The 23,083-nt window shown below is 41.8% G+C and carries 17 protein-coding genes and 2 tRNA genes; 14 read left to right on the forward strand and 5 right to left on the reverse strand.

Translation table 11 applies throughout. From position 1 onward, the window contains the following. Positions 1-61: 61 nt before the first annotated feature. Positions 62-136: transfer RNA gene (locus tag MSKOL_RS15150), tRNA-Arg, on the reverse strand. A gap of 495 nt (positions 137-631) precedes the next feature. On the opposite strand from MSKOL_RS15150, the gene MSKOL_RS15155 reads away from it, so the two are divergent. From MSKOL_RS15155 to MSKOL_RS15200, 9 genes are all read left to right on the forward strand, one after another. Then, entirely contained in the window at positions 632-1,135 is a 504-nt protein-coding gene (locus MSKOL_RS15155; RefSeq protein ID WP_156151166.1) for a biotin transporter BioY, read from the forward strand. Between the two features lie 121 nt (positions 1,136-1,256). Then, positions 1,257-2,081 (forward strand): energy-coupling factor transporter ATPase, encoded by an 825-nt coding sequence (locus tag MSKOL_RS15160; RefSeq protein ID WP_048157471.1) that lies wholly within the window; start codon positions 1,257-1,259, stop codon positions 2,079-2,081. After that, positions 2,057-2,893 carry an ATP-binding cassette domain-containing protein gene (locus MSKOL_RS15165; RefSeq protein WP_048157473.1) on the forward strand — a complete coding sequence of 279 codons (837 nt, stop codon included), beginning with the start codon at positions 2,057-2,059 and terminating at the stop codon, positions 2,891-2,893. The genes MSKOL_RS15160 and MSKOL_RS15165 overlap by 25 nt, the downstream gene beginning before the upstream one ends. A 139-nt stretch (positions 2,894-3,032) precedes the next feature. Beyond that, positions 3,033-3,806, forward strand: coding sequence for an energy-coupling factor transporter transmembrane protein EcfT (locus MSKOL_RS15170; RefSeq protein WP_048157475.1), 774 nt, complete (start codon positions 3,033-3,035; stop codon positions 3,804-3,806). Between the two features lie 107 nt (positions 3,807-3,913). Continuing rightward, on the forward strand, positions 3,914-4,261 hold the full coding sequence (locus MSKOL_RS15175) for a helix-turn-helix transcriptional regulator (protein ID WP_048122348.1): 348 nt from the start codon (positions 3,914-3,916) through the stop codon (positions 4,259-4,261). Continuing rightward, positions 4,258-5,673, forward strand: a complete 1,416-nt coding sequence (locus MSKOL_RS15180; protein WP_048157477.1) for an SO_0444 family Cu/Zn efflux transporter — start codon at positions 4,258-4,260, stop codon at positions 5,671-5,673. Before MSKOL_RS15175 ends, MSKOL_RS15180 begins: the two co-directional genes overlap by 4 nt. 85 nt (positions 5,674-5,758) lie before the next feature. After that, positions 5,759-6,517, forward strand: coding sequence for a PspC domain-containing protein (locus tag MSKOL_RS19520; RefSeq protein ID WP_231592271.1), 759 nt, complete (start codon positions 5,759-5,761; stop codon positions 6,515-6,517). Positions 6,518-7,164: 647 nt separating this feature from the next. Next, complete coding sequence (locus MSKOL_RS15195) at positions 7,165-8,328, forward strand: 4Fe-4S binding protein (protein WP_156151110.1); 1,164 nt, start codon at positions 7,165-7,167, stop codon at positions 8,326-8,328. A 147-nt stretch (positions 8,329-8,475) separates the two neighbouring features. Next, the gene (locus tag MSKOL_RS15200; protein ID WP_082091158.1) at positions 8,476-9,084 is read left to right on the forward strand and encodes a sulfite exporter TauE/SafE family protein; all 609 of its coding nucleotides are present in this window, start codon (positions 8,476-8,478) and stop codon (positions 9,082-9,084) included. Between the two features lie 440 nt (positions 9,085-9,524). Here the strand turns inward: MSKOL_RS15200 and MSKOL_RS15205 are convergent. Further along, positions 9,525-9,599 (reverse strand) — tRNA-Arg (locus MSKOL_RS15205). 352 nt (positions 9,600-9,951) lie between these two features. On the opposite strand from MSKOL_RS15205, the gene ilvE reads away from it, so the two are divergent. The 3 genes from ilvE to MSKOL_RS15220 all read left to right on the forward strand — a co-directional run bounded on the left by ilvE (position 9,952) and on the right by MSKOL_RS15220 (position 14,824). Continuing rightward, positions 9,952-10,830, forward strand: a complete 879-nt coding sequence (ilvE, locus tag MSKOL_RS15210) for a branched-chain-amino-acid transaminase (protein ID WP_048122356.1) — start codon at positions 9,952-9,954, stop codon at positions 10,828-10,830. A 435-nt stretch (positions 10,831-11,265) separates the two neighbouring features. Beyond that, positions 11,266-13,194 (forward strand): molybdopterin biosynthesis protein, encoded by a 1,929-nt coding sequence (locus MSKOL_RS15215; protein ID WP_048157485.1) that lies wholly within the window; start codon positions 11,266-11,268, stop codon positions 13,192-13,194. A gap of 535 nt (positions 13,195-13,729) precedes the next feature. Continuing rightward, on the forward strand, positions 13,730-14,824 hold the full coding sequence (locus MSKOL_RS15220) for a GTP-binding protein (RefSeq protein WP_048122359.1): 1,095 nt from the start codon (positions 13,730-13,732) through the stop codon (positions 14,822-14,824). A 97-nt stretch (positions 14,825-14,921) separates the two neighbouring features. Here MSKOL_RS15220 and MSKOL_RS15225 read toward each other — a convergent pair whose 3' ends face one another. After that, positions 14,922-17,030, reverse strand: coding sequence for a methyltransferase domain-containing protein (locus MSKOL_RS15225; RefSeq protein WP_048157487.1), 2,109 nt, complete (start codon positions 17,028-17,030; stop codon positions 14,922-14,924). A 185-nt stretch (positions 17,031-17,215) separates the two neighbouring features. Next, complete coding sequence (locus MSKOL_RS15230) at positions 17,216-18,478, reverse strand: anion transporter (protein WP_048158407.1); 1,263 nt, start codon at positions 18,476-18,478, stop codon at positions 17,216-17,218. Between the two features lie 153 nt (positions 18,479-18,631). Here MSKOL_RS15230 and MSKOL_RS15235 point away from each other — a divergent pair, with 153 nt between their 5' ends. After that, positions 18,632-18,823 (forward strand): hypothetical protein, encoded by a 192-nt coding sequence (locus MSKOL_RS15235; RefSeq protein WP_048122361.1) that lies wholly within the window; start codon positions 18,632-18,634, stop codon positions 18,821-18,823. A 1,427-nt stretch (positions 18,824-20,250) separates the two neighbouring features. Here the strand turns inward: MSKOL_RS15235 and purH are convergent. Continuing rightward, entirely contained in the window at positions 20,251-21,867 is a 1,617-nt protein-coding gene (purH, locus tag MSKOL_RS15240) for a bifunctional phosphoribosylaminoimidazolecarboxamide formyltransferase/IMP cyclohydrolase (RefSeq protein WP_048157490.1), read from the reverse strand. A 496-nt stretch (positions 21,868-22,363) separates the two neighbouring features. Here purH and nth point away from each other — a divergent pair, with 496 nt between their 5' ends. Then, entirely contained in the window at positions 22,364-23,071 is a 708-nt protein-coding gene (gene nth, locus MSKOL_RS15245) for an endonuclease III (RefSeq protein WP_048157492.1), read from the forward strand. Positions 23,072-23,083 lie beyond the last annotated feature (12 nt).

A 23,083-nucleotide genomic window follows, 5' to 3' on the forward strand; every position in this document is an offset into this window, starting at 1 on the left:
AACTGAGATAAACAGGTTAATGGAATACGGGACAAGAAAAATACAGATTAAAGGAAATTAGCGGGCGCGAAGGGATTTGAACCCCCGATTTACAGCTTAGGAGGCTGCCGCCATATCCTGGCTAGGCCACACGCCCATGAAACACTTTCCGAAAAATGCAATCTTACAACTACCTGCTGAATTTGCATTTCAGGTGATCCATAATACCGGTATAAGATGTATATCAAATTATCGCTCCGAATAGAAGAAATGTATGCCTGGAAAATAAGAACTGTGGTATCAGGAAAGTTTTAAATCTAATGTAAACCTTTAACTCAAAAATGGTTAACAATACTTTAAATTTTCAGTTGCTATACAGCTTTCAGGACTGGAATTAACCATCATAAGTTATCATTATAAAGCTGACAAGGTTATTCGAGTCTTCAGTTTCTATATCAAATATTACAGCTTTAAAACATATTACAATCTTAAACTTACACTGGATTTTCCTGCCTGCCAATTCAAGGACGTAAAAAACTGACAGGCTTAAAAAAGGCGAAAAAATGAGAATAACTGAGTAAAATTGATACGAGGAAAAAATGTGTACATAAAAAACAAAGAGCCTTACTTCAACCGGACTCCTGAACTAAGGATGATGGTTTTCGCATCTCTTTTTGCAGCCCTGACCGCCGTAGGGGCTTATATACAGATTCCTATACCTTTCTCTCCTGTCCCCGTTACACTGCAGGTATTCTTTGTCCTGCTTGCAGGAAGCATGTTGAAAAGCAAATGGGGAGGCTTGAGCATGATAGTGTATACCCTTCTCGGCATAGCAGGGCTTCCTGTGTTTGCAGGAGGCAGTTCTGGAATGGGAGTGCTTTTTGGGCCCACAGGCGGATACATAACTGGCTTCATTCTGGCGGCATATGCTATAGGAAAGCTTTCCGAAAAGGCTGATAAATCCGGTCTCTTTATCAATGCCCTTAATATGAGTGCAGGAGTCCTGATTCTCTATGCATGCGGATTTATTCAATTGATGTTTGTAGCTGACATGGGACCTGGAACATCCCTTGCTCTTGGTGTCATTCCTTTTCTGCCTGGAGAAATTGTAAAAACTGGAGTTGCCGCATATATTGCTTCAACCTACAAGCTCTAAAGCTACTTCCATTTAATTTTTTGTAGATCAGCAGAAAATAAAGGCGAAACTCAAATTTTCAGTACAAGTTATAATAATTTATAATAAATTTGAAATGAGACAATAAAAATTTAGAGTAAACATGATCAGGCTTGAAAAAGTGAGTTACAGTTATCCTGATGGTACCCCAGCGCTTGAGAATATAAACCTGGTTATAAAAAAAGGGGAATTCATAGGGGTAATAGGGAAAAACGGAAGCGGCAAATCCACACTTGCCCTTCAACTCAGTGGACTCCTGAAACCTCAGGCTGGCAGAGTGATGATAAGAGGAATGGACACCCGTGACCCCTCAAATCTTCCAGGAATCAGGAAACTCGCAGGTATCGTTTTCCAGAATCCTGAGACTCAATTTGTGGGTAGGACAGTTGAAGACGACCTGGCTTTCGGCCCAGAGAATCTCTGCCTTCCACCTGTGGAAATTAGAAAGTGTGTGGAGATGGCGCTTGCCGAAACCGGGCTTGAGAAGTACAGGCACCGTTCTCCGAAAGCCCTGAGTGGAGGACAGGGACAGTGTGTAGCTCTGGCAGGAATTCTTGCAATGAATCCTGAATGCCTTATCGTTGATGAGGTAACTTCCATGCTTGACCCTGAATCCGGAATAGCTGTTCTGGAAATCATAAAAAAACTGCACAGGAAAGGAAAAACCATTGTATATATCACTCACAATCTCGAAGAACTTCATGACGCAGACAGAGTCATTGTCATGGAAAAAGGGAAAATAAGGCTTGAAGGCGAGCCAGAAAGCATTTTTTCCGATGTTTCCCTCCAGACATTTGGGCTTTCCCTACCTTCTTTGATTGAGCTGGCTGAGAACTTGAAAATGCACGGAATAATAATTCCCTGGGAAAAAACCTCTTCTCCCCAGAGCTTTGCAGAGGAAATATGCCGATTATTCTTGAAAACGTAAGTTTTTCCTACTCCAGAAAGACTCCTCTCGAAACTCTCGCATTGAGAGATATCAACCTGAAGATAGAGAAAGGAGAGTTTGTGGGAATACTGGGAGAAAAAGGTGCAGGGAAATCGACTCTAACAAAACTTTTCAACGGGATTTTAAAACCAGAAACAGGAACCATTCGCGTGGATGGGCTTGATCCTTCTTTAAGAGAGACGAAACGCAGGATAGGAATGGTTTTTCAGCAGACTGCTGACCAGCTCTTTTGTAAGACCGTATATGAGGAAATAGCTTTCGGGCCCCTGAACTTTGGGTACTCGAAAAAAGAAACCGAGGAAATGGTATATGAGGCAATTGAAGCTGTCGCTCTTGACCAGAGTGAGCTTTCTCGAGACCCTTTCAGCCTGAGTGGAGGAGAAATGCAAAGAGTTGCTCTTGCAAGCGCCCTTGCCCTCAGGCCGGACTATCTTGTACTGGACGAACCAATAACAGGGCTTGACCCGGCCGGGAAAAAGGACATTCTTGAGACACTTAAAAGAGTTAAAGAGAATGGTACTGCGATCATAACTGTAACCCATAATCTTAAAGGGTTCTTTCCCTTGCTGGAAAGAATAGTGCTCATAAGGGAAGGAAGAATAATTTTTCAGGGAAGCCGGGAAAGCTACCTCGAAAAAGGATTCGAGCCTCTCCCGCCTATAGCTTCCATGATGAAAGAACTCAGAGCAAGAGGACTGCCAGTAGACACTGCAGTCTTCACGGTTGAAGACGCTCTTAAAGAGGTTCTGAGATTAAAATCGACCCATGAAACAGAAAATAATGGGAACTAAAACTGTAATTCACTAAAAAAGGAATTCACTAAAAAAGGAATTCACTAAAAAAGGAATTCACTAAAAAAGGAATTCACTAAAACGGGAAGCTTCGGAAAATTCCTGAAAGATAATTTATAAGGAGAAAGTCGAAGGAAATATGCAGGAACCTGTTTTTAGTTACGTGCCGGGGGCTTCCATTCTCCACAGGCTTGACCCCAGGACAAAAATTGCAGCCGTGATGCTGCTTGGAATTCTGACGTTCAAAATCGGGAATTTTGCAGGAATAGGGGCTCTTTTCGCTTTTTTCTTTGTCCTTGCTTTACTCTCAGGACTGCCAATGAAAGTGTTTTTCAGGGCAGTAAGGCCGATGATGCTGTTTATATTTTTTATTTTTCTCACACAGCTATTTTTTACCGATGGAAAAACCCTTGCTTCGTACTGGATTCTGCAGCCAAGTCTGGAAGGGATGGAAAAAGGGCTCAAACTTGCTGCCCGATTTATACTACTTTTGCTTTTTGGAGCCCTCCTGACAGCCAGTACTGACCCATCGGCAATTACCTGCGGCATAGAAAGGATGCTAAGGCCTTTACCATTGCGCTGGTTGGGAATCAGCTCTTTTGAACTTGCTACGATGATGAACATCTCTATAGCGTTTCTTCCCCTTCTGTTCGAGAGAGTAGAGCGGACAAAAGCAGCTCAGAAAGCAAGAGGAATGGATTTCGTAAAAAATCCTCTCCGTTCAATCCCTGCTCTTGCAATTCCTTTGCTAAGAGGTGTAATCAGGGACGCTGAAGAACTGGCCCTCGCAATGGAGAGCAGAGGTTATCAGGGAAGCAAAAGGACCTCGATACACGAACTTTCCATGCAGAAAAGTGACTGGGAAGCTCTTTTTATCCTTGCACTTATTATCACCTTCATTTTGGTTCTTTAAATACAGTATAAAGAAAAATTTTAAGATACAACCGAGGTTCTGACAATTTTCTTAGATAGCGCAGTTCTTAAAAAGATATTAATATATGAACAACTGTTCATATGTTCATGCAAGAGAAATGTGAAAGAGTGGATTCAAAGCAACTGGAAAAACTGTTAGAAAATGTTCCGGGCCCCGAAAGTGTCACGCGGATGGCTGCGGTGTTTCAGGCGCTCCAGTCCGATACACGCCTTAAGATCCTTTTTTTACTAAAGCAAAAAGAGATGTGCGTCTGTGAACTTGAACAGGCGCTTAGTGTCACTCAATCTGCAGTTTCTCATGGGCTTCGCACCCTAAGGCAGCTTGACCTCGTTCGGGTCAGAAGGGAGGGAAAATTTACGATTTATTATATTGCAGACGAGCATGTCCGCACGCTAATTGAAATGTGCCTTGAACATGTGGAGGAAAAAGCATGAACTTCGAATTTCTAAACACTCTTCTGGTCTTTTTTTCAGGGGTTCTCATAGAATCCTGGAAAACCTTCGTAGAAATGGCTCCCTATCTTATTTTCGGCCTGGGTATTGCAGGTCTTCTGAATATCCTGGTACCTGACCAGAAGATTGTGGAATACCTTGGAGCATCGGCGGGAAAAATTCGCTCTGTTATCAATGCCGCCCTTGCAGGTCTTCCCCTACCTCTCTGCTCCTGCGGAGTGATCCCTGCCGCGATGTCGATCCGAAAAAGGGGAGCTAATAGGGGAGCAACCCTTTCTTTTCTGATCTCAACTCCCGAAACAGGAGTTGACTCGATAGCGGTTACTTATGCTCTTATGGACCCCCTGATGGCAGTTTTCCGCCCACTTGCTGCTCTCGTTACTGCTGTTCTTACAGGGCTTGCAGATAATTTTTTGATAGGGGAACATCTGGAAAAGAAGAACATCCAAAAACAGGAAATCCAAAAACAGGAAAATCCTGGGAAAAAAGCAGGAGTTCTTGCAGTCTCAACCTTGATTGGAGCTCCCTTACAGGAAAAAACATGCAGCTCTTCCTCATGTAGTTGCCATAAGCCAGCAGATTCCGGTAACAGAGAAAACGAGTATGTAAGCACTACAACTGAGGCTATGGAAGTAATGTCCTCAGGAGCAAAGCCTCTGGAAATCAATAATAAATCTGAAAATGTCCGAAAACTTGCCTTAGTAAGCCCAGACTTCCAGAAAGAGGGCTCTTCATGCGGCTGTGGGAAATGTGGGTCCGAAGAAAAAGAATCGAGAAAAGAAGGGAAAGATAAAGAACCCGGAAAAGATAGAAATAATAAAGAATCGGTAAAAGCCAGGTTGATTAAAGGAATAAAATATGCTTATATCGAGCTGCCAGCCGAGATTTCCAAATGGATGATCATCGGAATCTTTTTTGCAGGAATAATTTCCTATGCGGTTCCCGATAGCCTTATCCAGAATTATCTGGGAGGAGGATTTGTATCAATGCTGGTCATGCTCATTGTGGGAATTCCTCTTTATATCTGCGCTACAGCTTCTACCCCTCTTGCCGCAAGTCTTATAGCCAAGGGCATGAGTCCAGGCACTGCTTTTGTTTTTCTCCTCGCAGGGCCGGCAACCAATGTAGCAACTATAACGATGGTCGCCCGCTTCCTTGGAAAACGTTCGGCAGCTCTGTATCTTGGGATGATTTCTCTCTGCGCTCTTGGGGCAGGTTTCCTTCTGGACTGGTTTTATCTAAAACTCGGGATCAGTGCGATAGCAACTGTGGGGACTGCAAAAGAACTGCTCCCCGAAGACCTGAAGTTGGGTTTTGCGTTTATCCTTCTCCCCTTGATGGTATATGGAATTTTTCGAAACGAAAAAGAATGCGGCTGCTCGGAATGCCACTAAAGTAGAAGATGCCAGAAAAAGGAAACATGAAAATAGTAAAGGGGATGGAAAAGGTACCAGAATAATATAAATCCTCACAAATAGAATGATCTATATGCAGGAAAATCCCGAATCTCAAGAAAAAAAAGTAACTAAAGGATACTTTTTTGAAGTTCCAGGGGTACCTAAAGCCAAATATGAAGAGGAACCATGTGTGAGACCTGAGAGAAAAAACGAAGAGGAAATTAGTGGAAGTACTGCACCTCTGGAAAGAGAAGAGCCGAAAAAAAGCGAATTCAAACCTGAAGGGGAACTTGAAACTGGCTATACCGAGGAGTCCTGGGCAAAACCTGAAAGAGATATGGAAGAAAAAGAAAAGCAAGGAAACCACAGATCCGAAGAGAAAATAATCCCGAAAGAAAGTGAATTCAAGGCTCCAGGAGAACTTGAAACCGGCTATACCGAGAAATCCTGGACAAAGCCTATAGATATTCAAGAGAGAGTCGTTATAGAACCTGAGGAGAAAAAAGAAGAGGAAGCCGCTAGAGGGGCTGAAGAGAAAGTCAGAGAAGAAGCAAAGGAAGCCGGGGAAGAAGCTAAAGAAGAAGCTAAAGAAGAAGCTAAAGAAGAAAAGCGCACTGCCTACACTATGAAAAAGCGTCTGACTAAAAGCAAGAAAGAACGTATGCTCTTCGGAGTTTGTGGAGGGTTGGGTGAATACTTTGACATTGACCCGACCTTTATAAGGCTTGCTTTTGCAGCCCTAGCTCTGCAAGGAGGAATTGGTATTGTCCTGTATATTATCCTGGCAATACTTATGCCCTCGGGGGATGGATATAAAATGATTCCCGGCTCAGAGAAGTGATTTTCAGCGATGAAATCTTACAAAGTTTTATCTGACATAAAAGTTCTTGAAATAATTTTCATATTTTTGTGCATGTTATTCAATGAATTTCATGCTCGTTTTTGAAATTTTCGTTTTCTTAGCTTCCCGTTTTTCAGCTTTTAAATCTATATAGGAGCTAGACTATATTAGTATGAAAATTAGCATGAAAATTAGCATGAAAATTAGCATGAAAATTAGCATGAAAATACTGTTATCTGCAAGCACTTTCATTGGTTGTGCATGTTGTTCAAAGAATATCATGTGCGCTTTTTGTAAACTGAAACACAAATATTGAAGAATTACAGGATACACATTTTTTTAACTGTGCTCTTTTCTTAAATTACCTGATTCAGACACTCTCTATCACTGTCATGTGAAAATGAGATTCAAAGCGCAAGTCTGTGAATTTTCGGAGTAAACATTAACTTATTAATTTTTAAGTCCGTCAGTTTGTAAAGTCTCAGAAAACAATAACATTAACATGTGACTGGCGCTTAAATGGTCAGCATTTCGTATCAAAAAATTTAGACAAGCTTTTATATAAGCGATAGAAAAAATAATTTTAAGAGAAAAATATTCTTATTATTGAGCAGGCCTAGCTTTTTGGCGCCAGATGAGGTAAGCAAGTGTTTCAATCAAACAAAAGCGAGAGTAAAGGAGCACGATGCGGTACAGACCATTTAAAGTATTCTTTCGCGGTCAGTTTTACTGCAGCAGTTATCACTGGTTTAATCTTATATTTTCTTGTAGGAAGGGGAGATTCTTCTTCAGCTCGCCTGGCAGTCACCGCATTTATTGTCATAATAGGTACAGCGCTGACTTTTTTCATCCTGTGGACTGGAAGAGTCAACTTTCTTCGCATGGTAACTTTTATTGGAATAGATGGTTTAATTTTCACCATCGCACTTAGTCTGGAACATGAAGTGCAAAGGGGCAGCATTCTGCTGACCAACCAGGCCTTGAACAATAATAGCGTTCCCATCTGTCCGATCACCATCCCGTTTGTAGCGGTACCATACTTTACCGAGGGAAAAATGGTCTTCCCATCCCCAGTCACATCGCTATTTGCCGTTCTCTTTATGTGGCTTGGTCTTGTACTTATCCTGGGAAGAGGGTGGTGTGGCTGGATATGTTTCTTCGGATGGATGGACCAGTTTTTTGCTTCTCTATTAAAGAAGCCGATCATACCTCTTGAAAACCCCCCAAAATGGGCTAAGTTGTTTCCTTACGCATTTATGTTGTTCCTGATCCTTGTCAGCGCTGTCTTTCTGATACCTATCTTCTGCGCTTTTATATGCCCGCTTCGGATTATCTACGATCCACCAGGTGTAACAACGACCTTCGAGTGGATCACAGCTCTGATATTCGTGACGGGTGGGCTGATCTTCCTGGTGATAGGCCCGCTGCTCACAAAGAAAAGGCTGTTCTGTAGCTTTATATGCCCGCTTATGCCTGCCAATACTCTAATTGGGGTTATCAATCCGTTTAAGGTAAAAATCGACACAACCCTCTGCAAGAAATGCGGCTTGTGCGTGAAAAGTTGTGAGTTGTTCGCGATCACCAAAGAATCACTTGCGAAGGGAAGAACAACAATCGAGTGCGCCAAATGCGGAAAATGTATGGACAAATGTCCTGCAGGTGCGATCAATTACAAGCTGATGTTTACTGACCAGACCATAAGATTATTTTTTATTCCGCTGGCAATTATCGTTAACCTGCTCATTGCTTCAGGCTTCATATGGATGGTTGTACACTACCTGATGACCGGCGAAATAGTGAGTTTCCAATAATTGCATTTACTTATTGACTGGTAATAATGGAAGTTTCTGAAATGGCTATTGACAAAAAGAATATCAGGATATGGGTAATGTATCTGTACATGGTTCTCATTGTGATCATTGGCTTTTCTTTGTTAGCAAAGTCATGAGCGGTGGCTGATGATCGTAGAGACTATTTCCCGGGGCATGTTGCTGGGGTTGTCCACGGGCGTTTTCTGCCTGGTCACCTGCGCTCCTGTATATGTGCCTTTTGTCTTATCGGAAGACCGAAAGCTGCGGCGGAATATACTATCCATTGGACAGATTGCAATGGGCAGGCTAATTGCCTACCTGTTTTTCGGCCTGATCCTGGGAATTCTCGGCAAGCAGATAGACGGACCATGGCTAAATAAAGCTATAGGGTCTGCTATGATTCTGCTTTCTGTCCTGATGCTAGCTTTTGTGGCGGTAAAAAAATGGCCTCATTTCGGGTTGTGCAAGCTGAGTAAAAAATACGTGAATTATCCCGCTTTCTTTGGCCTCCTGACAGGAATCAATGTGTGCCCCCCATTCCTTCTGGCGATGTCCGCAGCTCTGTCTTATGCCAGTATTACAGGCAGTATATTGCTATTTGGAGGATTTTTTGTTGGAACCTCGTTTTATCTCATATTGCTGGTGCCGCTGGGACTCGCAGCTAAAGTGGAAAGTATCAGGCAGATAGGGCTGATTACAACAGTAATGTCAGGAGTAATGTTTCTCGCGCTGGGACTGGGGTACCTGCTATTATGAAGTCAGATCCTGTTTAGTGGCTTTTTGAGCTTCCAGATTAGGTTTAGTGGCCTTTTATGTTTCCGATTTTACAGAATTTTTGTTGCATTATTCTATCTACGTCTCCTACAATTTTGATCCTGCAATTTTGATCCTGCAATTTTGATATGAGATTTCCCAAAACAAAAGTTGCGCGCACTCCGGTAAAACTGTAGTTTGTGTTAAGACTCCTTACTGTAAAGAAGGCCTAAAAACAGAGAGGGCCGGCAGAAAGTATAAAAGCTCTACAGAAATGGTCAAAAAACAGAGATGGGCAGGTAGAAAGTATAAACCTCTACTGAAAAAGGGTAAACATGTCAGAAAGAAAGAGAGTGAAAATAGTTTGCGCAGGTTAATTTGAAGTAATTAGAAAATTCAAAAACGGTTTTTTTAAGGTTAATTAGAATAGATAAAGAATTAAGCGGGCTCGAAGGGATTTGAACCCCCGACGTCTGGGTTAGAAGCCCAGCGCTATATCCTGGCTAAGCCACGAGCCCTGTTTGCTTTTCTTAGTGCGGAATACGAAATGAGCGTTTTAACATAAAAGCTTTTTGTATGGATACATTAATTGGGACTGTAAATATCTTAAAATATTTATATAGAATCGGAATTGTAATATATATTTAGTATATACTGACTTATTCGGCATTTTACTTAGGAATTTGCCAGTATGGAAACTTCCCTGAGGCTTTGAATTTTTAAAACCCCGCGCAGAGCTTACATACTGTCAATGAGTGAAATAAAGTAAATGGTTTATAGGGTTTGCATATTACAATCATATTTAATTGACATTATCAAGAATATAAGTGAACTCTATAAAGTAGTAAGATTGCAGAGGATTGTTCGCAAATGAGTGAGTTATTAATCTACTTGGATGGGAAGTTTGTTCCCAAATCCGAAGCCAAAGTTTCGGTCTATGACCATGGTTTCCTCTACGGCGACGGTGTTTTTGAAGGCATAAGGGCATATAACGGCCGTGTCTTTAAACTAAAAGAGCATGTTGACAGGCTTTATGACTCGGCAAAGGCAATTGCAATGGATATCCCCCTTACAAAGGAAGAAATGAGTGAAGCAATACTTGAAACCCTCAGGAAAAATAACCTTAAAGATGCATATATCCGTCCTGTTGTTTCGAGGGGAGTTGGAGATCTCGGGCTTGACCCCCGCAATTGTGGGAAACCCTGCGTTGTTGTCATAGCCCAGGGTTGGGGAGCCATGTACGGCGACCTGTATGAAGTCGGGCTCAAAGCCGTCAGTGTCTGTGTCCGAAGAAATGCACCTGATTCCATATCCCCTAATATCAAGTCCCTGAACTACCTGAACAATATCCTGGCAAAGATTGAAGCTAACGAGAAAGGAGGAGACGAAGCTATCTTCCTGGATCATAATGGTTTTGTCTGTGAGGGTTCAGGAGATAATATCTTCGTAGTCAAGAATAATAAGGTTCTTACTCCCTATACAATCAGCAACTTAAAAGGGGTCACCAGAGCCACAGCTATCGAGCTTCTGGACGAGATGGGATACAAAGTCATCGAAGCAAATCTCGGTCTATTTGACCTTTACACAGCCGATGAAGTTTTTGTCACAGGCACTGCAGCTGAAGCTGCTCCTATAACCAGACTTGACGGCAGGGTTATAGGCACAGGCAAACCCGGGCCCATGACAATGAAGATGGTTGAAGCTTTTGAGAAAATAACCCAGAGTACGGGTGCACCAATTTATAAATAAAAAGGCACCTCTGATAAATGAAAGAAACAGAAAGGGCAATAAAATCAAGCGGGACTTTTCCCGCCACGATTTTTTTGGATAATTTTCTGAAGCAGCTTTTGTCTGTTCCTCTTTTTAAGTTTCTACTTAAGCTGTTCTTAAGTCCCTGTTGAAGTTTCTTTAAGTTCGTGTTTTAAACTTATGTTCTAAATCCTTTGACTTTCTACTTAAGCTTCTATTTGGACTAATTTTGAATTTTTAGTTAATCTGCTGCCTGGACTAATTTTGAGTTTCTTTAAATTTCGATTTGAGCAGCTCTTAATTAACTTGCTTTTTAGATTTTTCGAGGAAAAAAGTAAGTATAAAATGTCGGGATAAAACAGTATAAAACATGCCTGGAAATGCTATTAAACTAGAACACTTATCTGAAGACCTGTAAATTAAGGTTGAATTTCTATGAAACGCAAAGAATTTCGGGAACTTATCTCTGTAGAGAAGGCACGGGAAATAATAAATAACCTGCAAGTTTTTCCCAGGCAGGAACGCTTAACCCTTGAAAACGCTTACGGTAAAATCCTTGCAGAGGATATTGTTACCGAAATCAATGTCCCTCCTTTCCCAAGAGCTATAATGGATGGTTATGCAGTCAGGGCAGAGGATACGTATGAATGCAGCGGAACCGAGCCTGTAGAACTCAAACTCATCGGAAACCTCCAGGCCGGCTCGGATGTAAAATTCAATGTTTCAGCGGGGGAAGCCGTGGAAATAGCTACCGGAGCTCCGATTCCCGAAGGAGCTAACGCTGTGGTAATGGTTGAATATAGTTCTGAAGAAGACGGAACCGTATCGATTTACAGTCCTGTAACCGTGGGAGAAAATATCATGAAGGCCGGTTCTGACATCCAAAAAGGAGAGCGTATGATCAGGGCAGGTCGGAAGCTCGGGACCAGGGAAATCGGAGTGCTTGCTTCTGTCGGGAAAAAGGATGTGCCTGTCCTAAAACTGCAGGTTGGAATACTCTCAACAGGAGACGAGCTTGTGCGTCCCGGAGAAAAACTTACTTTCGGAAAGATATATGACGCAAACTCTTACACCTTATATGCTGGCATACATGAATGTGGCGCCTTCCCCCTGCTTTACGGGATCGTAGAAGATAACAAGGCAGCCATGAAAAAGGTACTTGAAACTGCAGTTTCGGAGTGTGCCCTTATTCTGACTTCTGGCAGCACGTCATCGGGGTCAGGGGACGTGATGTACAGACTCGTAGATGAAATCGGAGAAACCCTTGCCCACGGCATAAGTGTAAAACCTGGGAAACCTGTGGTCATTGGAATAATACAAGGTGTCCCTATAATAGGGCTTCCTGGAAACCCTACATCTGCATTAACAATTTTTAACGAATTCGTAGCTCCCCTACTTAGAAAAAACCTTGGAGAAGAGAAAGCGCTTAAAAAAACGGAAAAAGGAGTTATAGGCACACGTTTCCGTTCAGAAGGAAGGCAACAACTTCTTCCAGTAGGCCTGATCAGAGGAAGGGTTTATCCTGCAGATAAAGGCTCGGGTGCCATAACCTCTCTTTTCGGGGCAGATGGCTTTATTGAAATCCCACCCAGTACAGAGTTTATTGAAGCGGGAACCCCTGTAGAAGTGACTCTTTTCGGAGAGGTTGAAAAACCTGACATCCTGATAGCAGGCGGCTTCTGTCCTGGCCTTGACCTTCTTGAAGACCTTAGCGGACTTCGTTTCCGGACCCTTTACACAAGTTCAAGCGGGGGCTTCAGTGCAATTGCCGCAAATACAGCCGATATTGCAGGCGTGAATATGCCGTCACGAGACCATAGAGGACAGGACGGAGTCCTGTATAACGTCCCTACAATCGAGAATATGGGACTTTCAGGCATTGTTCTTGTTAAAGGGTACAGGCGGGAAGTAGGGCTTCTTGTCAGGCAGGATAGGCCGGTTTCAGGGCTTTTTGACCTTCCGGGAAAACACCTGATTAACCGGAATCGTGGTTCAGGTACAAGAGCTCTTTTAGACCTGAAAATTGCAGAATTCATAGCTGGGAAGAGAATTGATAAAAAGGAGTTTACAGATTCGATTCCTGGATATGCATCCGGAGCAAAATCGGAAGTAGCTGTCTGTGAGGCCATCGTCTCAGAAAATGCCGAAGTAGGTGTGGGAATAAGAAACTGTACCGAAAAGAATGGGCTCCAATTTGTAAAATTTGCAGAAGAAGAATATGATTTCCTTATAAGGAAGGAAATTCTGGAAACTCCCGAAGTCTGCAAGTTTCTGGAAACTCTTAACTCCGCAGAATTCGCTTCAAAGCTCCCCGAAGGGATACATGTGTATGAGAGGACAGGAGAAATAATCTTCTTTGAATGAAAATAATCTTAATGGATAGGAGAGATTGTCCCTTTGAGACAGTTCTTCTCTTGAATAAGAGATGTAGGATCTTTAAGACAGTTCTTCTCTTGAATAAGAGATGTAGAATCTTTAAGACAGTTCCTCTCTTGAATAAGAGATGTAGTCTCTTTGAGACAGTCCCTTTGAATAAGAGATGTAGTCTCTTTGAGACAGTCCCTTTGAATAAGATAAACGACCACTCATTGTAATAAGTAAGACTGTACCTTTGAATCCAGTTCTGATGAAGAAATTTTCACCGGAAGCAGCCTTTAATAAGCTTTAAGTATTATTATAATTATTATGAAATAGAAATGTTTTGAGTAGCCTTATTATTCAGAACCAGTAAATGAAAACATTCCATAGTTATATATATTGCATTCAACTATTCAGGATAAAATATCCAGATACGGATCTCTTTTGGATCAAAAAAGGTTTGTATAAACCGTTTGGACACGGTTTCTTTTTCAATTAATATGAAAATCATTTCTTTAGTCCCTAAATCGGCAGGTTCCAGATGAGCAGCATACAGGAGCAAATACAGGACGTCGAAGACGAACTTCGAAAGACCGTGTACAATAAGGCAACTTCCCATCATATAGGCCGCCTCAAAGCCAAGCTAGCCCGCATGAGGGATGAAGTTGAGAAAAAAGCCTCGGCAAAAGGAGGAGGAGAAGGGTACTCGGTCAGAAAATCAGGAGATGGAACCGTCACCCTTGTAGGTTTTCCATCAGTAGGGAAATCTACGCTTCTGAACAAAATCACGGGTGCCAATTCTGCAGTGGCAGCATATGAATTTACTACCCTTACAGTTGTGCCAGGCGTACTGGAACACAAAGGTGCAACAATCCAGTTCCTTGATGTCCCTGGGCTTGTAAAAGGCGCATCTTCAGGGCGTGGACGTGGAAAGGAAGTCATATCTGTTATCAGAAACTCGGATATGGTTATATTTTTGCTTGATGTATTCCAGCCCAAGCATTACGAAGTACTTATGGACGAACTTTACCAGGCCGGCATTCGTGTGGATGAAGAGCCCCCTGATGTGGTAATCAAGAAAAAAGATAGAGGTGGGGTAGTGATCAATTCAACCGTTGACCTTGACCTGGATGAGGAAACTATCAAGGCTGTGCTGGATGAGTATAAGATCCACAACGCAAGTGTACTTATAAGAGAAAACATAACGGTTGACCAGCTTATTGACGTTGTCCTGAGCAACCGCAGCTATGTCAGGTCTCTAATAGCTGTTAACAAGGTTGACCTGGCCTATCCCCAGTTGATTGAAGAATGCAGAGAGTTATACCCTAACTCGATCTTTATTTCAGCCCATGAAGGCATTAATATCGAGACTCTCAAAGATGCTATTTACGACAGGTTGGGTTTCATTCGAGTCTACTTAAAACCACAGGGTCAGCCTGCAGATATGGAAGAGCCCCTGATAGTTATGAGTGGGACCAACATAGGCCAGATTTGCGATCGCCTGCACAGGGATTTCCGCAGGAAGTTCCGCTATGCTCATGTCTGGGGCACCTCCGCAAAACACCCGGGGCAAAGAGTAGGCCTTGACCATAGAATGCAGGATGAGGATATTCTCACAATTATCATTCAGAAGTAAACATTCGGAAGTAAAAGAAGTAACAGAACTATAAAGAGAAAAAACGAGACGCGAAAAAGAAATACCCGATCTTTTCGCATCCCACACTTTTTTGAGTTTATATGCTCTCAAAAGCCTGTACTGTTCCGGAAGTTTTTGAAAAAACACTTTTCTTCCTGTTATTTTCGGAATCAATACCATTTCTAGCTTCAATTTCTTCCTCAAACTCAGCAGCGCATTCATCCGGGCTTTTTCGGGGAGTGGTTTCAGGCATTTTCCTTGGCTCGAGATTTTCAGAAGCTCCAAGGCCATACCTTTCCTTTGCAGCTTCTATAATGGCCTTAAGCATTTCGGAATAGGAAATATTAGCATAAGCCGCCATCTTTGCCAGATGACCGTCCCAGCACCAGCCAGGATTGGGGTTTACTTCAAGAAGTTTGGGTTTGCCTTCGGCATCAAGCCTCCAGTCAAAACGGGCGTAATCCCGACAGCCCAATCTGGTAAAGAGAGCAAGGCAGCATTTTACGATTTCCTTTCGGGTTTTTTCTGGGACATCAGCAAGCACGGACTTTATGTTCCAGTACGGAGAACCTGGAATCCATTTAGCTTCATACCCGCAGATCTTTGGAAGGTCTTCAGGCACTCCCGAGTAATCTTCTTCCGTAATAGGCAGTACAGTACATGCAGGCGGATTTCCAATAATGCCAACACTGATATCTTTTCCGGGGAGAAACTCTTCCAGCAGGAAAGGCCGGTTCGAGCCAATTTTTTCCCGGGTTGTCGCAAGAATTTCAAGAAGTTCCTCACGGCTGTGAGCAATGCTTTTCTGTGTAATCCCAAAACTTGAGTCCCCTGAATTGGGCTTTACAAGCAGGGGGAAAGAGAGAGAAAGCTTTGAAAGCTCCGAGTCTTCGGTTACAAGCATTCCCTTTGCTACAGGAATGCGCATCTCTCTGGCAAGGCCTCTTATAATGGATTTGTCATAACAGAAAGCAAGACATTGAGGGCCCGCCCCTGTATATGGAATGTTGAGCTGTTCGAGCAAAGCCGGAACATGAAGCTCTTTTGTGGGGTCATTATTAAACCCTTCATCACAGAGATTAAGTACAAGATCAATTTTTGCTGCTTTTTTCTTCAGTTCCTCCAGCAACGTTTCGTGCCTGTCAAGGAAAGTAAATTTCATAAAAGGAATCTCTGCAAGTGCTTTTTTCATTCTTTCAAGAGTATCAAAATCATCATCATCGAAGACACAGGCAGGCTTAACCTGATCTTCTTTTCTCGGATCTCCAAGCACAACTGCAATATTCATTGGTTTTTTATTCCCGGCTGCCTGAAGAGAAGGAGGCCATGGTTTTTCAACAGAGGCCGAGACCAGGATTCTCTGTTCCATCATGCCCGCATCCTGAGTAACTGCGGATACCGGGCTAAAAGTAGTGTGAAAAGTCGGACTACTAAACCCTGACGCAGTAAGCAACTCAAAAAGGCTTCCTTTATTGTATAACCTCTCAGCGTAAAACTGGTCTGCAATTACTCCTCTGTCAATACGGCTTATCACTTCTCTGCAAATTAGCCGATCACCATCAGCCGAGAGGGCTCTTTCCCTGCAGACAAAGTATTTCCTGTCCAGCCATTCCCATGACCTGGGCTGGAAACTTTTTTTCATGTAATCTCCGTCTACAACATCAACGAAAACTCTGCCTCCGGGCTTCAGAACCCTGAAAATTTCTTCAAGAACTTTTTGGTCCTGGAGCGTTGAGTCAAAGTAGCCAAAACTGTTGCCCATTATAGTAACTATGTCAAAAGTATCAGATGGGTAGGGAAGTTTTCTTGCATCTCCTTCTCTGAACCTGACCTGCAGGTTCTCTTTCTGTGCTCTGGTTCTTGCTTTCCTTATAAGGTACTGGGACCTGTCATATCCTTCAATATTTGAAAAACCTCTCCTTGCCAGTTCAAGTATATGTCTTCCCTGACCACAGCAAAGATCAAGAATTTTTTCTTCAGGAGACACTCCTAAAATGGAAACAATGAGATCGACCTCTTTTCTAGTAACCTCCATATCATCCAGAAGATCGGCATCGGTCTTAAGGTAAAGTGAGTTAAAAAGAGTCTGCCACCAGTCGGACCGGACATGAGTTTCAAGGTCTTCAACAGGCCCAAAGGTTTTCTTCTGTACAGTGCACCTGGTGCGTCTGCGCCTGGTATTTGGATCTGTATTATTCAGGGTCATGATCTTATATCTTCCAGAAAAAAGTGTATGTGCTTTGAGTATATCAAGTTTATTGGAGAGTTGAAAATACTTACGTACTCGTAGAAATAAAGTAGATGCATTAAAGATCAATAGGCCTATAAATCTGGTTTAAGGGATCATTACATCTTTAAAATTTATTACAAGAGGAATATGGGTTTAAAAAGTTAAAGAAAGATTAAGTAAGTAATAGCATCCAAAATAGTAATTAAAACTCCAATTTTGGAAAATTCGGCAAATGATAGAGTTTTTCCTTCTTTTTCTGCGTTTTGGATAATTATGACGTTGCTTGCAGCGCCCAGGATCAACAGGTTTCCTGCAATTGTACTTCCTGCAGCAAGCGCCATCAGTTGCACCTGAGAAACTGTACTGCCCATGGCAGGCAGATAGAGCGCAACAAAGGGAACATTAGAAATAAGTTGACTGAGTCCAATGCTGAGCGCAAGGATCATTGACACCGAGCCTAACTGAGGAGACATCCTGGTAAGCAATTCCTGGCATGTTCCGGAAATCCATACGCTTTTCATTAGCACAAACATTGAAACGAAGAAAACCAGGGTTGACCAGTCAATATTTTTCAGGACCTCAATGCGTTTTCTATTGAGCAGGACAGGCGACGCGGAGAAAAGTGCAATCCAGCTCAAATCAAAGTCCCAGGCAGGGAAAAATTCCACCAGGAAAATTTTACAGACTATGAGAATCAGCAAAAGCAAAAGAGAGATTTTTGAAGCACTGGCAAGTTCAGGGTCAGTAATAACTTCTTCAGAGTGAATAAGGGTTGATTTTCCAAATTCCTCCCGGAAAAAGAGTTTTAACACTGCGTAAGCAATTAAAAGACATATAAGGGTTGGTATGGCGAGTGAATGCAAAAATATTATAAACGGAGAATCAAGGTTTCCCCCGATTGCTATGAGGAGGTTCTGCGGGTTTCCAATAGGGCTCATAACGCTTCCTGTAGTTACCCCAAATGCCAGGGAAAAGAGCATGAGTTTGGGAGATATATTGTACTTTCTGGAAAAACCCAGAACCAGTGGAGTCCCCATGATAGCCAGGGTATCATTCATGAGAATTGCAGAAAGAATTCCTGTAGAAAACAGCACAAGTAAAACAAGTTGATCCGTATCCCTTGCCCTGGAAACTATCCGGTTCCCGAGCCATGCAAGATACCCACTCATGTTAAGTGCTTCCCCAACGCAAAAAGCCCCGAAAAGGAAGATGAGCACATCCATATTAATAGCTGCAAGAGCTTCTCGGAGAGAAATCTCACCGAGCAACAGTACCAGTATCGCTCCAAAGGTCATGATCTGCCAGATCTGCAGCCTTAAAGATCCGACCTGCCTGAGAGCGGTAAGTACAAAGACACCCAGAAGAATAAGCACGGAAAGGTCAGGTAAAGGTACAGGAGAAGACAGTAAAAACTCTGCTGGCATAGGACACACGAACTTAACAATATATATTTAGAATGTGATACCAGCTTAAGTATAAAACTCCTGCGCTCAAGGGGGAGATTTTTTGCAAAAAAAGACCTTAATGAATAGGAAAGTACGAAACATTTAAACGTAGACTAACAGATTTTTTAAAACATGACAATCTTTTTTCCTTTTTCTGCAACCATCCGCCAGGAAGAAGACTTCTATATCTCAATCTGCCCTGAAGCTGATATAATTTGCAAGGGAATCACTATTGAAGAAGCCATTGAAAACCTGAAAAAAGAAATGGAAAAATTCCTTGGGGAAGAACTGTCCCAGGGATTTTCAAAAATTACATTTTACTGAATCTGAAATTTATAATTTCCTTCCGGAAATATAATCTCTTCTGATTGGAATCAAGACAGTTATCAATGACTTTCATCAAAAACCAGGAACTCTGTAAGAATAGATCAGATCGATAGCAAAGAGGTTCCTGGTTTTATCGATATCATGAACACACAGTAAAATGGTTTTAAAAGGGTTTTTAAAAGGGTTTTTAACAGAACTAGTAGAAAAAACAGTAGAAAAAACAAGAGAAAGAAAAAACAAGAGAAACATACATTAAAAGGAGGATAAGGAAAAACCCGAAAACTTATGTTCCTTTTGCCGTAGCCCCCGTTACGGTAGATCTGAAAATACGCTCCCCCAAGCATATTATTCAGAACAGGACCAAAAAGCTTCCGGGCAATTCTTTACTATTCATACCCTTTACTCACTCTTTTGTTATCTCTAGTGTACAGTATAGAATAATCCCTATGATTATTTTAAATTAATTATACCAAAAATTAGTTCCAAACGAAAAATGTTTTCGCATAAAAAGTTTTAAAATCGGAGTATGATTTTATGTTATACGAGTTTTTAGCGTTAACCAGAGGTTAATAGACTTTGAAACGGGAATACAGTAGTAAGAGGTTTGATTGTGAGTTAATTTACAACTTACCATCTGGCAAATTTTTCAATAAAAATCTACAAAGGTATTTTCAACTTTTCAAAGAAGCAATAAGATAATAAAAAGACCAGAAGACAAAAAGGATAAGAGGATAAAAAGACAAGAGATCAGAGAAAACAAAAGATTTAGTAAATCCAGAAAAAACGTAAGAAAATGCCCGGAGGCGCTGTACCTGTTCACTGTATCCCCCAATAAAATCTCCCTGATTACCATGCTCCCCCGAGCATGATTCTCAAAGAAGGATCAGCAGCCTCCAGACTATTCTCTTATCTATTGAGGTTTCTCTTATCTACTGAGTTGGTTACCAATCTAACTATCTAACTCCATAATATACTAAGAACATAAATTATTTTAAATTAATTATATGAAAAATTGTTTTTAATCAAAAAATCTTTTGACGCCAAAGATTTTAGTTCCAGAATAGATTCAAATACAGGACAATATTTTTAGATACTTCCGTTTTTTTGGCCAATGCTATTTTTTTATAGATTCGCCTATTATATTCATTGACGGCAAGAAATTAACTCATGAAAGTAAAAAGAAACTAAGAACGATAGAAAGTTAAAACTAAAAAGAAATATTATTTAATAAATTCATATGAAGAAGCGTAAAACCCTGAGTTTTTAGCTCAGGGATATTCACATATTATGGTTCTTCGTTGTTTTGTGTGGATATCCTCTCAATAATATTCTTATAAAAATCATTGCGGCCTTGAATTGAAAATTATCTTATCCATAGGGAATGACGAAGAACCCATATTATTTATATCCACACATGAAAATTATTAATGAAGGAAGTGGCGCATGCCTGTAAAGACCATGGAAACTCCTAGCCGATTTGCAGCAGCAATGACTTCGCCATCCCGAATTGATCCGCCTGGGGAAACTATGTAGCGAATATCATTTTCTGCTGCATGAATTATGCTGTCATCGAAGGGGAAGAAGGCGTCTGAGGCCATTACGCATTCTGACATAACTCTCTGGCAATAATCTTCAAAGGAGGTTTCAGGATTTTCCCGTTCGTAAATTATCCTGAGATTTTCAACAGCTTTTGTAGCTGCAAGTTTACGAATCGAGTCCACCCTGTTCGGTTGTCCTGCGCCCATAGCAAGTACCATGAAGAAACCTGGCTCGTACTCGTGAGCAAGGATCACTGAATTGGATTTAGTTGACTTACAGGCTTTAAGGCAGAATTCCGAAAGAGAACGCTTCTCTTCAGGATAAGGAATGTCTGTGACTGATTCCCATTTTTCGTAGAGGCCAATATCGCGACTCTGCTTGAGCATGCCTCCGATTACATACTTATATGTGTAGTCCGTCCCGAAAGCTTCCCTGAGATCAGGCAGTTTAAGGAGTCTAAGATTTTCACTTTTCTTTTTCAGGTATTCAAGAGCATCGGGCTTGAAGTCAGGAGCAAGAATAATCTCCACAAATTTTCCGTTCAGAAAAGTCGCAGCTTCGAGGTCAAAGATTTCATTAGTGCAGATTATGCTTCCGTAAGCTGAAATTGGGTCTCCGTCCCAGGCAGCCTGAAGAGCCTGCAGGAGTGTGCTGCCGGTTGCAAGCCCACATGGGTTATTGTGTTTTACAATTGCCACGCCAGGATGAGCACTTCCTAGTTCTTTTACCGTTTGAAGAGCATTATCGGCGTCCACATAGTTATTGTAGGAGAGTTCTTTTCCGTGCAGCTGAGTGGCTTTTGCCAGGGTAGGGCCTTCAATTTGGGAATCTTTATAAAAATAGGCTTTCTGATGCCAGTTTTCGCCATAGCGAAGTTTTACACCGCCGGTAAAATTCAGGCGAAGCACGTTTTCTTCGAGCAGGGTTTTGCTCAGGTAGGTATCGATTGCTGCATCATAATCCGCAGTATGCCTGAAAGCCTTAACTGCAAGGGCAGCTCGAGTTGCCTCCGAAACTACCCCTGTTGAGCGGAGTTCTTTGAGGACACGCCCGTAGTCCGACGGGTCTGAAAGTACTATAACCGAACGGTAGTTTTTAGCTGCCGAACGAAGAAGAGTTGGCCCTCCGATATCTATGTTCTCAATGGCTTCTTCGAGTTCGACGCTTTCCTTTGAGACCGTTACCTCAAATGGATAGAGGTTTACAGCCACCATGTCAATAAGCGAGATGTCTTCTCTTTCAGCCTCAGCCATCTGTTCCTTGCTCTCTCGCAAACATAAGAGCCCGCCATGAATTCTTGGATGGAGAGTTTTAACCCTTCCTCCCATCATCTCCGGACAGCCTGTGACTTCCGAGACATCAGTAACTTCTATGCCGGCGTCGCGAAGAATTTTCGCTGTCCCGCCTGTTGAAATAATTTTCACGCCAAGTGATTCAAGCCCGCGTGCGAATTCTGCAATTCCGGTCTTGTCTGAGACGCTGAGCAGTGCCCTCTTTACCAAAAAATCACCAATATCTTTGGTTTAAAAATTCTTAGCTATAAAACTTATGGTCTACGCATTATTATATTAAAACAGAGAGTTTTTTCTGGATAAACTGAATTTATATTTTACAAATTCAGTATTTCCGTGAAGGTGCTTCCAGAATTCTTCTAGGAATATAGTTCTTTAAGTTTTTGGTACGTTTCATACACAACTCCCCCAAGTTATACATTTTTTGCTTCTTTTTTGGTAACTCGTATAAAAGGGTAATATGCAGCTTTACTTTTATAGCTGCATTTTCATAAAACAAACATAGGCTGAGAAGTTAGGGCTCAAATCCTCGGACATGAAAAACTGGTCTTTACATATCCTATTAAATGTTTGGATATTCCTTATATGCTGTAACCTGCTGGATCGGACATCGAACTCAAGCTTCAAAGAGGCATAAGAAAATACCATTTCCTCAAACAAACAATTTCCGGCGAAAAACGGGACAAAACTAGAAGAAGGAGTTAGCATGCCTGAAAAAAAGTCAAAAAAATCTGACACTCAGGACTTCATTTCCGAATATGATATTCCTGATAACAGACACAATTTCGACCGCATCTGGGCTCTTTTAAAAGAAGAGTATTCTGACGTAAAACCCTCTCTTAACTACAGCAATCCCCTTGAACTACTTGTGGCGACTGTTCTTTCAGCCCAGTCAACTGATGTACAGATTAATAGAGTAACTGATAAACTGTTCAAAAAGTACAGGACTGCAGAAGATTACGCCAGTGCAGACATCAGAGAACTTGAAAACGATTTATATTCCACAGGTTTTTACAAAAGCAAGGCAAAAAATATCAAAACTGCTGCGCAGATTATTGTTGAGAAGTACAACGGAGAAGTCCCAAAGACTATGGAAGAACTTATCAGTTTGCCAGGGGTCGGAAGGAAAACGGCTAATATAGTACTTTCTAGAGCATTTGGAATAGTAGAGGGAGTTGCTGTAGACACTCACGTAAAAAGGATTTCAAGACGGTTGGGACTTACGAAAAACTCCGACCCCGCTAAAATTGAACAGGACCTTATCTCACTTGCCCGAAGGGAAGATCTCGATTCAATTTCCATGACCCTGATCTATCATGGGAGGAAAGTCTGCCAGGCAAAAAAACCAAAATGCAAAATCTGCATTGTAAAGGACTTATGTCCTTCGAGTGTAATATTTATTAGCAATGCTTGAATTTTTTTCCAG

Origin of the sequence: Methanosarcina sp. Kolksee, from assembly GCF_000969945.1 — an archaeon.
In the GTDB taxonomy this organism is placed as follows: domain Archaea; phylum Halobacteriota; class Methanosarcinia; order Methanosarcinales; family Methanosarcinaceae; genus Methanosarcina; species Methanosarcina vacuolata.

Bases quoted from the DNA above. Each gene is read 5' to 3' on its own strand.
- nth (WP_048157492.1), top strand. From the start codon at position 22,364: ATGCCTGAAAAAAAGTCAAAAAAATCTGACACTCAGGACTTCATTTCC.
- MSKOL_RS15220 (WP_048122359.1), top strand. From the start codon at position 13,730: ATGAGCAGCATACAGGAGCAAATACAGGACGTCGAAGACGAACTTCGA.
- MSKOL_RS15155 (WP_156151166.1), top strand. From the start codon at position 632: ATGATGGTTTTCGCATCTCTTTTTGCAGCCCTGACCGCCGTAGGGGCT.
- ilvE (WP_048122356.1), top strand. From the start codon at position 9,952: ATGAGTGAGTTATTAATCTACTTGGATGGGAAGTTTGTTCCCAAATCC.
- MSKOL_RS19520 (WP_231592271.1), top strand. From the start codon at position 5,759: ATGATCTATATGCAGGAAAATCCCGAATCTCAAGAAAAAAAAGTAACT.
- MSKOL_RS15175 (WP_048122348.1), top strand. From the start codon at position 3,914: ATGCAAGAGAAATGTGAAAGAGTGGATTCAAAGCAACTGGAAAAACTG.
- MSKOL_RS15225 (WP_048157487.1), bottom strand. From the start codon at position 17,030: ATGACCCTGAATAATACAGATCCAAATACCAGGCGCAGACGCACCAGG.
- MSKOL_RS15160 (WP_048157471.1), top strand. From the start codon at position 1,257: ATGATCAGGCTTGAAAAAGTGAGTTACAGTTATCCTGATGGTACCCCA.
- MSKOL_RS15180 (WP_048157477.1), top strand. From the start codon at position 4,258: ATGAACTTCGAATTTCTAAACACTCTTCTGGTCTTTTTTTCAGGGGTT.
- MSKOL_RS15165 (WP_048157473.1), top strand. From the start codon at position 2,057: ATGCCGATTATTCTTGAAAACGTAAGTTTTTCCTACTCCAGAAAGACT.
- MSKOL_RS15170 (WP_048157475.1), top strand. From the start codon at position 3,033: ATGCAGGAACCTGTTTTTAGTTACGTGCCGGGGGCTTCCATTCTCCAC.
- MSKOL_RS15215 (WP_048157485.1), top strand. From the start codon at position 11,266: ATGAAACGCAAAGAATTTCGGGAACTTATCTCTGTAGAGAAGGCACGG.
- MSKOL_RS15230 (WP_048158407.1), bottom strand. From the start codon at position 18,478: ATGCCAGCAGAGTTTTTACTGTCTTCTCCTGTACCTTTACCTGACCTT.
- MSKOL_RS15235 (WP_048122361.1), top strand. From the start codon at position 18,632: ATGACAATCTTTTTTCCTTTTTCTGCAACCATCCGCCAGGAAGAAGAC.
- MSKOL_RS15200 (WP_082091158.1), top strand. From the start codon at position 8,476: ATGATCGTAGAGACTATTTCCCGGGGCATGTTGCTGGGGTTGTCCACG.